This is a genomic window from Mesorhizobium sp. WSM3873 (genome assembly GCF_001672445.1).
Lineage (GTDB): Bacteria > Pseudomonadota > Alphaproteobacteria > Rhizobiales > Rhizobiaceae > Mesorhizobium.
The window spans coordinates 85,739-101,150 of sequence record NZ_LYTM01000005.1 but is presented as its reverse complement, the minus strand read 5'-3'; the positions used below and the strand labels follow the sequence as shown (position 1 = coordinate 101,150).

At 58.1% G+C, this 15,412-nt stretch carries 9 protein-coding genes and 3 pseudogenes; 10 read left to right on the top strand and 2 right to left on the bottom strand.

The window, feature by feature from the left end:
• The first annotated feature begins 11 nt into the window (after positions 1-11).
• The 6 genes from A9K71_RS04975 (at position 12) to gfa (ending at position 5,744) form a co-directional block, all read left to right on the top strand.
• Positions 12-1,235, top strand: coding sequence for a cytochrome P450 (locus A9K71_RS04975; protein WP_082980348.1), 1,224 nt, complete (start codon positions 12-14; stop codon positions 1,233-1,235).
• Positions 1,236-1,246: 11 nt separating this feature from the next.
• Positions 1,247-1,564, top strand: coding sequence for a 2Fe-2S iron-sulfur cluster-binding protein (locus tag A9K71_RS04970; protein ID WP_066991182.1), 318 nt, complete (start codon positions 1,247-1,249; stop codon positions 1,562-1,564).
• A gap of 62 nt (positions 1,565-1,626) precedes the next feature.
• Positions 1,627-2,844, top strand: a complete 1,218-nt coding sequence (locus tag A9K71_RS04965; RefSeq protein WP_082980347.1) for an FAD-dependent oxidoreductase — start codon at positions 1,627-1,629, stop codon at positions 2,842-2,844.
• A gap of 25 nt (positions 2,845-2,869) precedes the next feature.
• The gene (locus A9K71_RS04960; RefSeq protein WP_156752588.1) at positions 2,870-3,748 is read left to right on the top strand and encodes an alpha/beta hydrolase; all 879 of its coding nucleotides are present in this window, start codon (positions 2,870-2,872) and stop codon (positions 3,746-3,748) included.
• A 228-nt stretch (positions 3,749-3,976) separates the two neighbouring features.
• Complete coding sequence (locus A9K71_RS04955; protein ID WP_066991177.1) at positions 3,977-5,104, top strand: S-(hydroxymethyl)glutathione dehydrogenase/class III alcohol dehydrogenase; 1,128 nt, start codon at positions 3,977-3,979, stop codon at positions 5,102-5,104.
• A gap of 70 nt (positions 5,105-5,174) precedes the next feature.
• Positions 5,175-5,744, top strand: a complete 570-nt coding sequence (gfa, locus tag A9K71_RS04950) for an S-(hydroxymethyl)glutathione synthase (protein WP_066991174.1) — start codon at positions 5,175-5,177, stop codon at positions 5,742-5,744.
• A 591-nt stretch (positions 5,745-6,335) separates the two neighbouring features.
• On the opposite strand, the pseudogene A9K71_RS04945 reads toward gfa, so the two are convergent.
• Positions 6,336-7,369 (bottom strand): annotated as a pseudogene (locus tag A9K71_RS04945) (IS110 family transposase).
• A gap of 252 nt (positions 7,370-7,621) precedes the next feature.
• Here A9K71_RS04945 and A9K71_RS04940 point away from each other — a divergent pair.
• Positions 7,622-8,678, top strand: a pseudogene (locus A9K71_RS04940) (IS110 family transposase).
• Positions 8,679-9,409: 731 nt separating this feature from the next.
• Here the strand turns inward: A9K71_RS04940 and A9K71_RS04935 are convergent.
• Positions 9,410-10,639 (bottom strand): acetyl-CoA carboxylase biotin carboxylase subunit family protein, encoded by a 1,230-nt coding sequence (locus A9K71_RS04935; protein WP_066991420.1) that lies wholly within the window; start codon positions 10,637-10,639, stop codon positions 9,410-9,412.
• A gap of 292 nt (positions 10,640-10,931) precedes the next feature.
• Between A9K71_RS04935 and A9K71_RS04930 the strand changes: the two are divergent.
• The 3 genes and pseudogenes from A9K71_RS04930 (at position 10,932) to A9K71_RS04920 (ending at position 15,408) form a co-directional block, all read left to right on the top strand.
• Positions 10,932-11,453 (top strand): annotated as a pseudogene (locus A9K71_RS04930) (transposase).
• Between the two features lie 275 nt (positions 11,454-11,728).
• On the top strand, positions 11,729-13,153 hold the full coding sequence (locus A9K71_RS04925) for an amidase family protein (RefSeq protein ID WP_066991171.1): 1,425 nt from the start codon (positions 11,729-11,731) through the stop codon (positions 13,151-13,153).
• Positions 13,154-13,734: 581 nt separating this feature from the next.
• On the top strand, positions 13,735-15,408 hold the full coding sequence (locus tag A9K71_RS04920) for an ABC transporter substrate-binding protein (RefSeq protein ID WP_066991169.1): 1,674 nt from the start codon (positions 13,735-13,737) through the stop codon (positions 15,406-15,408).
• Positions 15,409-15,412: the final 4 nt, after the last annotated feature.

Here is a 15,412-nt window from a genome sequence, read left to right as displayed (position 1 = left end):
AGGAACCCATTATGACACCCGCCTTGACTCCGATCTCTTCTCCCAATTGGTCAATGCTGTCGCTGGCAAACGTAGACCCGTTCCCAAGCTACGATGAACTTAGGAAACGTGGCCCTTTGGTGTGGGACCCCGGCATGAACTGCTGGCTCGCCGTGAGCTACGACGCGTGCAAGATCATCGAGTGCGACGAAGATACGTTTCGGATCATGTACGTCGACGCATCTCCAAAGACGCTTGAAATCAATGGCGGGGCGACCGGCGTTTCGGTGATGACCGGCGAGAAACACGCGGCCATGCGGCGGGTTTATCTCAAGCTGCTCAGCCCCAGTGCCATGACAAAGTACCGTGTTGATCACGTGCTGCCCGTGATCAACGATGCGATAGACCGCTTCCAGAAAAGAGGGAGTGCCGAACTCGTTACTGAGTATGCACAGGCCATTCCGGAGCGGGTGATGGCCTCGATGTTTGGGCTCCCGTGGAAGGACGATGCGCTCGTCACGCAGGTTGCGGAGTGGCACAAGGACATCGTGGCTTGGATCGGCATGAAAAATGCCGTTGGCGAATTGATGCAAAAGGCTCAGCAAGCCTCGGACAGGCTGAACGAGCTGTTTCTCCCCCTCGTCCTTGAACGAAAAGACAAGCGCGGTGACGATTTCATAAGTTTGCTCTGGTCTCAGGGTGAGAAGGATTTTCCTGGCCTCGGGGTAACGGAAGTTCTCCATAACACGCGAGATTCTGCCATTGGCTCGGGAGAAACGACGGCAAACGCCATTGCCAACGCTGTCTACCTCTATCTGACGAATCCCGAAGCCCGCCAGGCCGTCACGTACGATCAGGGTCCGACCCTTAACGCCTTTGTGGAAGAGACGTTGCGGCTTTTAGGATCCGTTCAATGGCGGTTCCGGGTAGCGAACCGCGACGTATCGGTCTTGGGCGTCTCGGTGAAGAAGGACGACGTTATTTGCAATCTACACGCGGCCGCCAACCGAGATCCGGAGCACTATAGTTGCCCACACGCCTTGGACCTCAACAGAAAAGCGCCGAATGACCATCTGGCCCTGAACGTTGGACCGCGGCTCTGCGCAGGCATGCACCTTGCTAGGCTTTTGATGCGCGAAGGCATGAAGGCCTTGATCGCCCGGCTTCCGGATCTGCGGCTTGATCCTTCCATGGAGCCACCACGCTTCAGAAACTATTCCCACCGGTCCTACGGCCCACTGAATGTTCTGTTTTGAGGTAAATCACGGTGAAGATAGTCGTATACGACCAAGGTGGAACAAGGGTCGAAATCGGGGACGTGGCCGGAAAAACACTTATGAGTGTCATCCGCGATGCAGGCCTCAACATCACGGCTCAGTGCGGCGGGTGTGCGGCATGCGCAACGTGCCACGTGTATGTGGACGATGAATGGACCAGCAAGCTCAAGCCAGTCAGCGATGTTGAGGATGCCATGCTGGACATCGCCGAAGAGCGGCAGGAGAACTCTCGACTCTCCTGCCAAGTGAAGCTGACTGAAGATCTCGACGGTTTGACTGTAAGGCTAGCGCCGGGTTCCGGCTTCTAACGCAAACCTGGCGCATTTTGCGGCACATTTGCAACTATCGAACATCGGCGAAAGAACGCCCTATGCGAAAAAGACTACTGATAGTCGGCGGTTCATACGCCGCATCCGAGTTGGCGTGCCAGGCGCGCGAGAGTGGGTACGCGGAAGAGATCATGATCGTTAGCGACGAAGGTGACCTCCCGTACCATAGGCCGCCACTTTCCAAGTCCTATCTCAAGGACGCCAGTGAGGAGCTCATGCCCCTAAGGGCAGAAGCCTTCTACAGGGACAAGGCCATTGAGGTAGAACTGAGCGCTAGAGTCGTCGCGATTGATGGACATGAGAATCGTGCGACGCTTTCAAACGACATCGTCATACCATTCGACACCCTCGCCCTGGCAACAGGCGCCCGTGCGCGCACGCTGCCTGGCCTCGATACTTGCCCCGGCAACGTGCACTACGTTCGAAGCGTTGCAGATGCCCGAAAACTCCGGTCAGCGATCTCTGCCGCGGAAAAGGTAGTGATTATCGGAGCAGGATTCATCGGTCTCGAAGTCGCATCTGCCCTTGTTCGGCAAAACAAACAGGTAACGGTAGTGGAAGCTGCGGACCGTGTTCTGGCTCGAGCCGTGTCCCCAAAACTTTCGAGATTGCTGTCGGCAATTCACGCCCAAAACGGGGTGAACCTAATCACTTCCCGGAAGGTGCGTCCTGTCATAGGCCCCAGCGGGCTTATCAATCGTATCGAAATGGACGATGGCTCGATTCTGAAAGCGGAGATCGTCGTTGTTGGAGTCGGCTCTCAGCCCAATCTCGAGCTCGCGCAGCAGCTCGAGTTGAATGTGGGAAACGGGATTGTTGTCGACGATAGGTCGCGGACCTCCAGGAGCAATGTATTTGCAGCGGGCGACTGCGCCACGTTCACTGGTCAGTTCAACCGAGCGGGGATCCGCCTTGAATCGGTGCAGAACGCGATCGATCAGGCCCGCGTAGCCGGCAACGCGATAGCTGGAGGGGACAAGGTTTACCACGCGGTTCCTTGGTTCTGGTCCGATCAGTACGAGTCGAAAATCCAGATTGCGGGTCTGTCTGGCGGGGCGACTGATTCTGAATCGCGGTACGGAGAGAAATCGGATATTTCTGTGTTTCATTTCCGCGACGACGTCTGCGTCAGCGTTGAAAGTGTCAATCGTCCCCGAGACCACATGGCGGCACGCCGCCTTCTTGCGGGCAGTAAGGATATTACCCGACGGGGCCTACAAGAAGTTGATTTCAATATATCGGCACTCCTAAAGGCTTAGGCGTCGATAACAAAGAGGCAGCATCATGTCTACTTCAGTTAAGTTAGAGCTACATGATGAGATATTTTCTGTCGACAGCGTGGCGCAGGGCGTGCCCGCCTGCACTGAAGCTGAGTGTCTGGCGTACGGCAATGGCCTTTGGGTTGAAGTCGATGGAACAGGCGACTGTATCCGGCACTGGTCGTCCGGTTTATCCGATCAGACCCCAATGGCCGTCTTCTATATTCACGGCGATCGCTTGTGGTTTGGAGAACCTGCGGGCTACGAGGACAACAGCGTGGCGAGGCAGCAAGCCTACGCGAATACGGCAGCGTCTTCGCTCGGAATGCCGTTCATCAAGATCGCCCGGCCGGGACTGTACGGATCCTCAGGCAAACACAGTTCGGCTCGGCAGATGCGCGAGATGGAGCTGGTTGCAGGGGCTGTTCGGCAGCTTATCGCACGCCACGATATCAAGCGCTACGGGTTTGCGGGACAGTCCGGCGGCGGTACTGTAGCCAGTTATTTGCTGACACAATTCCCGGATGTGGAATGTGTCGCATTTTCAGCCGCTTGCCTGTCCCTGGATGGGCTGCGCAGGGGTAGCCCGGAGCGCAATGGGTACGACGGAGCCGAGGATATTTACGACCCCGTGGCGCATCTGTCCAAGGTCGCAATGAATCCTCGCCGTCGTTTGTTTGTGATTGGCGACGAAAAGGACAAGTCAGCGCTTTTTTTGAACCTTGAGGACTACTGTCAGGCTGCGAAGGCGCTAGGGCACGATGTCACCCTCTTCCGAACCGAAGGACTCGGTAACAACCATGTTCTGGACGCCACAGGCCAGCACGCGGTGGCGTGGGCTTTGAAGGGACTGTCCACGGAACAGATCGAAAAGAAAATCGCCAACAAAGAGATCGTTGGTTAAACGGCGTCTGCCGGCGGGTGACTGAGGCCAATGAGGAGATCCTCACGACAACCTGCTGATAGTTGCAATGCATGTTCCACGCCCTGGCAGCTTTTGAAGGGACTGTGCCGATGTTCAAGCTAATATCCGTTAAACAAGCCTCAAAGGCAATTGAGCATCATTAGCAAGTCTAGTCACCTGGCTTGCCGAAGCGACCGACCACAATAGCGCAGATCAAGGATATAGATCATGAAAACCCGCGCCGCTGTCGCCGTCGCCGCCGGAAAGCCGCTGGAGATCATGGAGGTCGATCTCGAAGGTCCGCGTGATGGCGAGGTGCTGGTCGAGATCAAGGCAACCGGCATCTGCCACACCGACGAGTTCACGCTGTCGGGCGCCGACCCGGAAGGCCTGTTTCCGGCGATCCTCGGCCATGAGGGCGCCGGCATCGTCGTCGACGTCGGCAAGGGCGTCACCTCGGTCAAGAAGGGCGACCATGTCATCCCGCTCTATACGCCGGAATGCCGGCAGTGCCCGTCCTGCCTGTCGCGCAAGACCAATCTTTGCACCGCCATCCGTGCCACGCAGGGACAGGGCTTGATGCCGGACGGCACCTCGCGCTTCTCGATCGGCAAGGACAAGCTGTTCCACTATATGGGCTGCTCGACCTTCTCCAACTTCACCGTGTTGCCGGAGATCGCGCTGGCCAAGGTCAATGCCGACGCCCCTTTCGACAAGATCTGCTACATCGGCTGCGGCGTCACCACCGGCATCGGTGCTGTGATCAACACGGCCAAGGTCGAGCAAGGCGCGACGGCTGTCGTCTTCGGCCTCGGCGGCATCGGCCTCAACGTCATCCAGGGCCTGCGCCTGGCCGGCGCCGACATGATCATCGGCGTCGACCTGAACAACGACAAGAAGGAATGGGGCGAGAAATTCGGCATGACGCATTTCGTCAATCCGAAGGAGATCGACGGCGATGTCGTGGTCCATCTCGTCAACATGACCAAGCGCGGCGCCGACCAGATCGGCGGCGCCGACTACACGTTCGACTGCACCGGCAACACCAAGGTCATGCGGCAGGCGCTTGAATCGTCGCATCGCGGCTGGGGCAAGTCGGTCATCATCGGCGTTGCCGGCGCCGGCCAGGAGATCTCGACGCGGCCGTTTCAGCTGGTCACCGGCCGCACCTGGATGGGCACCGCCTTCGGCGGCGCGCGCGGCCGCACCGATGTGCCGAAGATCGTCGACTGGTACATGGCCGGCAAGATCGAGATCGATCCGATGATCACCCACACGCTGAAGCTCGAGGACATCAACAAGGGCTTTGACCTGATGCATGAAGGCAAGTCGATCAGGAGCGTGGTGGTTTACTGAGGAGGAGAAGGCCGCCGGCTACCCATGCAGCGGCCGAAAATGCAGATGTTCAACACGGGAGGAGACAAAAATGCCGGAAAAACTGCATCCTAAAATCGACAATGGACTGCCACGGGAAAAGCCCGACTTTGCCGGCGGCACGCTGGTCTGCGCCTGCACCAGCAACCCGGTGAAAGTGAAGGTCAAGGGCCAGATCGCCCACAACCACGCCTGCGGCTGCACCAAATGCTGGAAGCCTGATGGCGCGATCTTCTCGGTCGTGGCCGTGGCTGGCACCGGCGACGTCACCGTCGTCGAGAATGGCGACAAGCTCAAGGTTGTCGATCCGAGCGCGCTGATCCAGCGCCATGCCTGCACCGGCTGCGGCGTCCACATGTACGGCCCAGTCGAACGCGATCATCCGTTCAAGGGCCTGTCCTTCATCCACCCCGAGCGCTTCGAGGAGGACGGCTGGTCGCCGCCGGGCTTCACCGCTTTCGTTTCCTCGATCATCGAGTCCGGTGTCGATCCGAGCCGCATGGACGGCATCCGCGCACAGTTGAAGCAGAGTGGGCTCGAGCCTTATGACTGCCTCAATTCCGGCCTGATGGACTATATCGCCACATGGACGGGGAAGAAGTCTGGCGCGCTACCGGCCTGAACGGTTGCAAGATTTCAGGTATGGGGCCGGATACCCTCCGGCCCCATGGGGCCAACGCTACCAGGTGGAAAGCAGTATGTAGTGAGACTTTCTCAGGTCTGAGAAAGGAGGAGGGAGGAGGCGCAGGTCCGCAAAGCAAAAAAAACGCACCAAAACACCTTCAGTACCACGCCGCGCCCGACGGTACATCTTAACCTGTTAAGCGCAGTGAGGACTTGAGCCCACCAGAGCTTCACACCGAACCGTTACCGGCTCCGCATGTCCGGGTAGGGAACGGCTGATGGAACAGCCGGTTTCTTCAGCCAGTATCTCCTCCTGTGATGAGGCGGCTCGGCCATCCGAGATGGGGTTGTCTAATCGCAATGTTGACGTCAAGTATCTGCACGTCTTAAGACGCGTGTGCCGGGTGCAGGGTTGTCTTCGCGGTCAACATCGGTTGCCGCATGATGGAGCTTCGCTGGGAGAGCCTTCAATGTATTCGACGCACTCAGCTGAGCCAGCGGTGCGACCCCATCTAGCGGAATGGCTCTGTCCACGCCCCGGCAGGGACGTCTCGGCGCGCTCAGAGACTGAACGCGATTCTCAAAGCCGTCACGCTGTCGCGCCAGCGGTCCTGTCGAAGAACTCGCCGGTCTTGAGCATCGCATGCATTGTCACCGCCAGTTTGCGGGCTACGGCAACGGCGGCTCGTTTGAAGCCTATCCTCTCCCGGAGTTTTAGACCCCATGTTCGCAGGCTGTTGTCGGCGCAGCTGCGGGTCAGGATGACCGTCGCAGCTTCGTAGAGAAGCCCTCGCAAATGACGATCGCCCCGCCGGGATATGTGGCCATCATAGTCGACCTCTCCCGATTGGTATATTGGTATCGTCGGGTAGTCAGGCCAAGCCAGGCGCCGACGGAGCGAGATTTCTTGAAGTTGTCCGGCTCCTCAATGGCGGTCACGAACGAAGTCGCGGTGATTACGCCGACACCGGGGATCGACACGAGTATTTGACACGCTCGGCTTTGACGCGCACCAGCGACAAGCTGACGCCCGAGTTCAGCGGCCCGAACGCGCATGCTGCGCCAGGCTTCCAGCATCGGCAGCACGATAGGAGTGAGCCCGTCCTGGTCGACAAGGAGATTGCGGACATTCCTCTCGAACGTGCTTCCTTTGCCGGCGGGAACAAGCAGTCCGAATGTCTTAATGAGCCCTCGGATCTGGTTTGAGAGTTCGGTCGTGATCCTGACCAGCCTGGTGCGTGCCGCCACGAGCGTGCGCGTCAGCATGCTGTCGAAGCCTTTCACTCGCACTTCACGAAAGAACCCTACTTCTGCAAGATGCGCCAAACCGTCGGCATCGTTCGCGTCGGTTTTGTTCGCGGCCATGTCGAGCGCTGCTTTGGCATGACGAGCATCGATGCAGATCGCCGGCAAACCCTCTGCGCGCAGCGCATGATAGAACCACACCGATAGAGGGCCAGTCTCGAACACGACGCGCTTTGCGGCCGGCGCCCGCTTGCGGACAAGCTCGGCAATGACCTTTGGATCAGAGGCGCACCTCCTACGCCAGACGCGCTTGCCTTCACGTCGAATGGAAACCGCTGTCTCTTTCATCGAAACATCGAGGCCGATATAGTCTTCCATGGCTGTTCTCCCTGAGATGCCTGGGCCCGGTGCGAATCGTGAGCCCGTATTCCATCCTGTCGGGGAACAGCCACCCACTTCCATAGCTAAGACTTGGGAAACTCGCTCCCGCGATTACCCCATGTATTCGGCTTGAGCCTTATCTTCGGGCGACAATGCATGGTGGATAGGTTGAAGGTGCTGCGCTTCGAGCTGATGGTTAAACGTGGTCTGCATGCCCGCAGCCAAAAGCATCAGAAGGAGAAGCGCAGCATGAAACATTATGTCGGATTGGACGTTGCGGTAAAGCGGTAAAAGAGACCGCGATTTGCATCGTCGACGAAACCGGCAAGATCTGCCGGGAGATGAAAGTGGAGAGCCATCCCGAGGATCTTGTGCGGGTGCTCTCGGATCCTGCCTGGACCTGTGAGCGGATCGGGCTTGAAGCCGGGCCATTGTCGCAATGGCTGTTCAGCGGCCTGGCCGAAGCCGGCCTGCCGGTGGTGTGGATCGAAACCCGCCACACCAAGGCCTTCCTAGAGGCGCAACCGAACAAACCCGACCGCATTGACGCCCGAGGCATTTGCCCAGATGATGCGGGTCCCCGGTCAACCTGTTTCGCCCGGTGCATGTGAAGACGCTGACGAGCCAGAAGCGCCGGGCACTGCTGATGGCGCGCAAACTCTTGCAGGATAAGGCAATCGCCATCGAAAACGACATCGGCGGGCTGTTGCGCAACTTCGGTCTCAAGGTTGGGATGGTCGGCGCCGTCAAGTTCGAGCCCCGCATCCCAGAGCTCACCGAAGGGATGCCCGATCTGGCCGAAATCGTCGAACCGCTGCTCGAGGCGCGCAGCAAGCTGCGCGAGACGTTTGCCGCGCTTCACCGCAACCTTCTGGCCATCGTCCGCGATGATGCGGTCTGCCGGCGGCTGACGACGATACCGGGCGTCGGTCCGGTGGTGGCGCTGGCCTATACGGCGACCATCGACATTCCGGCCCGCTTCCGCAACTCCAAAGCGGTCGGACCGATCTTGGGGCTGACGTCGGTGCTCCATGAGTCGGGCGAAAGCCGCCGCATCAGCCGGATATCCCGCTGCGGCGACGGCATGATGCGAACGCTGCTTTACGAAGCTGCGCGGACACTGCTAACGCGCGCGACGAAATGGTCGTGGCTGAGGGCGTGGGCGATGAATGTTGCCAGGCGGCGCGGCCGACAGAAGGCCATTGTCGCATTGGCTCGGCGGCTGGCGGTGATCATGCATCGCATGTGGCGCGACGGCACAGAGTTTCGTTGGACGCGACAAGACATCATGCCGAAAGCCGCCTGATCGTGCGCCCGACCATTTGCAGCCTGCCGGCGCGCGCAGGTGCCCGTCAAGGGCAAGTCGCGGCGCGCTGACCTTCGGCCACCCGCGCGCCGGCCGAGCCGAAACCAGGTTGGGAACGGTCGAACACGGAGATGAAACATGATCGCAGAGCAAGCGTGACAAGGATCACCCCATAAGTTCCACCAGCCGGTGGAAAGAGCGTCCTTGGCGGGACGATGAATGAGGTGAGTTCGCGAGGGTTGCAGTACCGGTCGCATCACAACAACGATCAGGACGCGTCCGAGATTGTTTCCGCCTCATTCTTCTGATCCTATCAAGGCGACGGCCGAGCGCCGATCCCGCAGAGAAGCAAGACCCTGCGAAAGACCTCAGATGCCGGCCAAGCGGAAGGCTCGAAAAGCGCTTGACTTCAACACGCCGAATAGAGAAGCAACCCTCGGACGCCCAGTGTAGGGCGAGCCACCTCACCGGCAGAAGCGGACATACGGTCTTACGCACCACACGTTCTTCGCCAAATCGATTTTAATGGTGCTGACTTCCATCGGGGATACTCCTTCGTTTTGGTGGCTGTCAAACACCCACCATTCTGGCACATCGATGCCCGTCGAGGGGCACGCACCCCACCAAACTGGGTCCCTCTCGTGCTCCCAGTTGCAACAATTTTCGGCTACAATCACCTCTTACTTGGCGCCACCTGCGATGATGCGCGGACGGCAGGTTGTTTCTATTCATTAAGGGGTCGGAAATGGTGTGATCGACCAGCCGATTAAGTCCACGGCCTGCTGAAGTATCGCCTCGGTCTGCGCACGGCTGGATGAAGCGGCGATGACATATCCGATCCAGTCTCGGAGATCGCCTTTCCTGACGATTGGCGTCTTGGGTTCAACATAGAATTTTACCTCGGCTACACCCGGTATGGCAGCCGCCCGACTGTCGCCACTGATCCAATCGAGGGTGCCATCGCGATCAGGAATTAAAAGCCGCGCGGCCGCAGTGCGCGAATGCCTTCTACGCAAATCCCATTCGTCGCCGATGACAAGTTTGATGTGCTCGGTGACGAGATCGAGCCCGTAAGTCAACTGAACCAGTTGAGGACCGGGCGCGCCACCAAGACGCGGATTAACTTCAATGACGACAGGGCCATGCGTCGTCCACCGAAATTCTATGCAGGTCGGCCCCCAACCAAGGCCGAGAGCGCGCAAACAGCTCAGCGAAACTTCGACGATCCGCTCTTGCTCTTCATCAGTCAGTAGGGCCGGTAGGGTGTATTCACGAAAGACGAAATACGGTTCGGGGCCGAACTCACCGGCGTAAATCCCAATGACCTCATCTCCCATTATCTCGGCGCAATAGTATGGGCCTAATGCGAATTCTTCGACCAGTATCGTCGGTGAAGACCGCCATATGTGGTTCCCGCCCAACAGATAAGTCGTATGTTCGGCTAACTCATCGACGTTGCGGCACAATCGGACGCCGCTGCTGGCGTTACCTACAGCTGGCTTAAGAACCACCGGCAGGCCGATCTCAGAGGCGGCGCTTTCAACATCCGCCGCATCCGCTGCCAAGCGATAAGCAGGAAGGGGAACGCCCGCCTCGGCGAGGAGCTGACGTTGAATGAATTTGTCGCAGCATTGTTCAATCGATGCGGGGTTCGGTCCCGGTAGATCGAAATGCCGGCAGAGCTTGCCAGCTGTCGCATAGACCCACTCGCCGGGGTTCGGAAAGCCGGTAATACCGGCAATGTCATAGTTCTCACCTAGCCGGGAACATTCGCGGATTAGCGCATCGAGATTGTCTGTATCGACACGGATTGCCTCTATGCCTTCGGCCGCAAGATAGTCGTACTGAGTTGGATCAGCCGACATAGTAATTGGATGAAGACCAAGACGCTGGGCCGCTTTGACGTATCGTGGACCATTAAACCTTGAAGCTTCAACCAGGATGAGCGCTCTTCTTGCCATTGCCTGTTGACTCCCACGTTGCGTGCTGTGCGGCGGTCCTGCATAGTTCGGCACAGCTTTCTTGGCCGTGCGGACCTCAGACCTTGCGGTAAACATACCCTTGTCAGTGCTCTGCAGTCGCAAAGATTCTGTAAATTAAGTTGAAGGATCTGTTGCAACCGATCGTCTCGACGAATTTTCGGAGGGTTGTGAATTTCAAGGGGCGCCGCTTTGACCGGTCAGCGATCGTCACCGGTAGATGGCATGTGGACAAGACTATCTCAACCGTCGTTGCGGCTTTGTTGCAAACTCTTTGGCTACCTGCTTTGCGTTCGCCTATGGGCTGAGCCTGCGCGATCTGAAGGAGATGATGGTCGAGCGTGGCATCGGCGTCGATCCTTCGACAATCCACCGTTGGGTCGTCCGTTTCTCGCCCGTGCTCTGGAGCGCTTCAACCGGCGCAAGCGCGCGGTCACCGGCAAGGAGCATGTCGACGAGACCTACATCAAAGGTGCGTGGAGAATGAATGTGCCATCGACAGCATGGGCGACATATTTCAGCGAACAATCGGGATTTGCCTGCGGCCAAGCGCTTCTTCAGGAAAGCGCTGGAGCATCATGGCCGGCCCGATCGTGTCGTCATCGACGGCAGCCGGACCAACCAGGAGGCGATCGTTTCTTGCGACACGACAAATCAACTGCAGGATCGCTGCCGGCGCCGGCTGAAGCCGATCCGAATCCGCCAAAGTCACATGATGCGCAAGCGACAGGCGAGGTTTGCCTTCAATCCTAATCCGTCAGTGGCCGAGCAGTTCGACATCTTTGCCGCCGCATAGCACGGCCCGCCATCTCATCCTGCTTCGGCTCAACGAAAATTTGCAACAGAACCTATTTCAAACCGCACCGCTTTGCGCGGTCGGTGCTTCAAAAACCGATGTATTTTGATGCAAACCTGCCTCTACTATGCTCCATATTTCGAGATGAAGGCAATCTCGTCGAGACCAATTTGGGTGGCGTATGGCTGCGACATTTTCAGCATTTCCTTTAACCTGGCCCCATTCCCGCGATCAGAGGGCGAGCGACGGCATGTTACAGCGAAAGGTGTGTCTGCATGAAGCTCAATGAATACCTAGAGCACGATGCGACTGGCTTGGCCTCTCTCGTGAGCGCACGCGAAGTGACTGCTGTGGAACTGACGCGCCTAGCGCGAGAGGCCTACGACGAAGTCAACCCTCGCATCAACGCCGTCATCGAGTTCTACGAGGATGCTGAGACCGTCCCTGGCGCGGACGCAGGCCTCTTCAATGGCGTGCCATTCCTTCGTAAGGATCTCGGAGCCGCCGAAGCTGGCCGCCTGCAGGAGAGAGGAAGTCGCCTCTTCAAAGGTCTCCGATCCGAAACCGACAGCAATTTCTATTATCGAGCTCGCGCCGGTGGGTTGCGGACTCTCGGAAGGACGACCACACCCGAACTTGGCGTATCCGGAATGAGTGAGACCATTCTCAATGGCATCACTAGGAATCCATGGGATTTAGCACGCACGACAGGCGGGTCTTCGTCCGGGGCGGCTGCGGCTGTGGCTGCTGGGATCACTCCAATCGCGCATGCCAGCGACGGTGGCGGATCTACTCGGCAGCCGGCGGCTTGGTGCGGGCTCGTGGGGCTGAATCCTTCCCGTGGGCGCACTTCCAGCGATCCCCAGTTCGGTCTTGGGCGAGAATTTGTTCTCTGTCGCACAGTGCGCGATATGGCGGCCGCCTTAGATGTATTCTCTGGTCCGTCTCCAGGCGACCCGTTCATCATCGTCCAGCCGAAGCGTTCCTATGTGGAGGAACTATCCCAACCCGCCGGCACTCAGCGGATTGGGGTCGCGAGGACCAATTGGGGTTCATTTGAGACGGAACCAGAAATCCGGCAAGCAGTCGAGTCGGTGGCCGCGCTTCTTGAAGAAATGGGTCACATGGTCACAGACATCGAGCGGCCTTACGAACCGGACGAATGTAGTAGGATATTACTCGGCAAGTCAGATCTCGGCGGGGGTGCGCTAGAAAAGGCGGCGCGGAGCATCGGCCGCAGTATCAACCAAGACACTTTGGAGCCGGTCAATCTCAAGCTTTATGAGCATAGCCGCCGGAATCTGCCGTTAAAGTATTCGGGAGAAGTACATGAGGCTCTCCGGGCGATGAGGCTGCGAGTAGGCGAGGCGATCCAAGCCTATGACATTCTGCTGACGCCCACGATGCCATCCGTGGCCCTTCCACATGGTGGCATCTACTGTGCGACCAACCCGGCGCTCTCCGCAGAGGAATGGATGGATGCGGAGGCCGCGTTCTACCAGTACCTTGGCGTTTTCAATATTACCGGACAACCGTCGGTCTCATTGCCTTTGGCACAAAGCGCCAGCGGGCTGCCGATCGGCATTCAGCTCGTCGGCCGCTTTGGTGATGAAGCCACGTTGGTGCGGATCGCACGCGATCTGGAGGAAGCCCAACCATGGAGCAAACGGCGACCAGAGGTTCGAGCGGGAAACAGTTGATGATGACTCTTGGCGTAGATTTCGCGCCCGACCACCGCTGTCGTACGCTTTTTTCGTGCCAAGCATCGGCGGTATCATCATCATTGGACTGAAAACACAGATGCCGACTTGGTGCTCGGCTGCCAAGTGCCGGTTGATGCCGCCGAGAGGATACTGCGTGGCGAAGGCAGTTAGCGTTGCCAATCCGAATGAGGCCCCAAAGAGCCTCCAAGCGTGACGGAGCCGGAGCCGTCGACCGAGAAATACTCATTTGGTTGAGCCCAGGTGAGATGGTGTGGCGGCCATTTGCACGTGATCGGGAATACACCCGACTGGCATTCAACTTGGCCAACGCACGAGTTGAGACAATACCCTTTGATGCAAGGCTTGGCGAGGCCATACTGGTTGAACCGGCTCGTACGGCTGCCACCCGCCGGACTCAGGGTCTGGCATTCTACAAAGGGACATCGCTGCCGTCGCCTCCGAGGCGCTGGATCAAATCCGAACGAATTATGACCCTTCTATTTCAACAAGCATTATCCTTTGACACGCAAACACACAGTTTCGGCCCATAATGACGGGTATATAAAGGGAGGGAACAAATGAATAATTGGTCACTTAGTCGACGCGCGGTGATAGAGGCGATGCTCGTAAGTTCGGCCGCGCCATGGCTCCTGAACTCCACGGCCATGGCATCGTCATGTAGCAATCAGATCGTGCGCATCGCCGCGATTTGGGCTGCCGACACAATGAACCCGTTTGCGACTTGGGACTCCTTTTGGCCGACTGCATTCACCTATGATCTACTTGTGGGCGTTGACGCCCAGCGCCACGCCGATCGAAAGGGGTTCGCCAAGGAGTGGTCGGTTGCGGACGATAATCTCACTTGGACCTTCAAAATCTGGCCGGGCATGAAGTGGTCAGATGGCCAGCCCGCGACGGCCCGAGACGCCGCGTTCACCTACAACTATTTGCGCGAATCTATCGGAACCCCGAACGAACTGAATATCGGCTGGAACAACACTGCGGGGTTGGAAAACGTTGAGTCGATCACAGCCATCAATGATGAGACCCTACAAATTGTGACCAAGCTGCCCACCCGGTGGCCGGTCGATAACATCGTACTGATCGTCCCCGAGCACGTCTGGAAAAAAGTGAGCTACTCTGACGCGCGTAGCACATTCCGCAATGATCCGCCGCTGGTGGGTACGGGGCCAATGATTGTGACGGAGTTTAAGCAGGGTCAGTTCGCCCGGTTAGCCTCGAACAAATATTTCCGGACGGGGCAACCAGCCATGGCGGGCATGATTTTCAACATGTTCAACACGGCGGATCCTATCGCTCAAGGTCTAAAGAGTGGTAACCTTGACTATGGTTACAACATCACGGCCGCACAGTGGGAGGACCTCTCAAAAAATCTGGACATTGTGGTTGGTCAATCGCGTATTGAACAGCGGAATTATTTGGCCTTCAACACCGCGTCCGGGGAGGGGCCAGGCAGCACAAAGGCCCTGCAAGATCCGGCGTTTCGCGATGCGATCGGCTACGCGATCGATCAGAAGGCCATCGTCGATCGCGCCTTCCGCGGGCACGCCGACCCGGGCGTGGGACTGGTCATGCCGGTGGCGACGGATTACTATTCAGAGTTGAGCGACATCAGGCGCCACTTCGATCTCGCCGAAGCCGGCCGCCGGCTTGATGCCGCAGGCTACCGGGACACGAACGGCGACGGCGTGCGGGAAGACAAGGAAGGGAATAGCTTTCAGCTTGAGCTGATTACCGGAACAATTGGAGGTCTCCTCGAGATGCCGATCGCGGCAGTGCAGCTCATCTCGGGTTGGTTGGGTCAAATTGGCATCCCCGTGTCTGTCACCCAGCTTGAGTCCGGTGCGCTCGCAGCCCGCACAGCGGCACCGGCGAAAGGTGGTGGCGGAGGTTGGGATCTGCTCGTTGCAGGGACTTGGCTGTCACCCACGCCCCACGACATCCTCAACTTAGGGAGTAGCAAGAGCATCGGCACTCTAAACAGATCGTATTGGAAAAATGACAAGTTCGACGAGCTCCTTGCTAAAGCCGAAGTCACGGTCGATGTCAAGAAGAGCCAGGAGCTGGTCGATCAGGCAACGCGCCTTATTTACACCGAAGCGCCCTATATCATGCTCTGTTACCCCTTCGTACTGGAAGCCCGTCGAAATGATTGCTTCCAAGGTTGGGGAACGCAGGACATCATGTCGATGTGGAGCTACTTTCCCTACGATCGCTTGAAGCCGGTCTGAATGG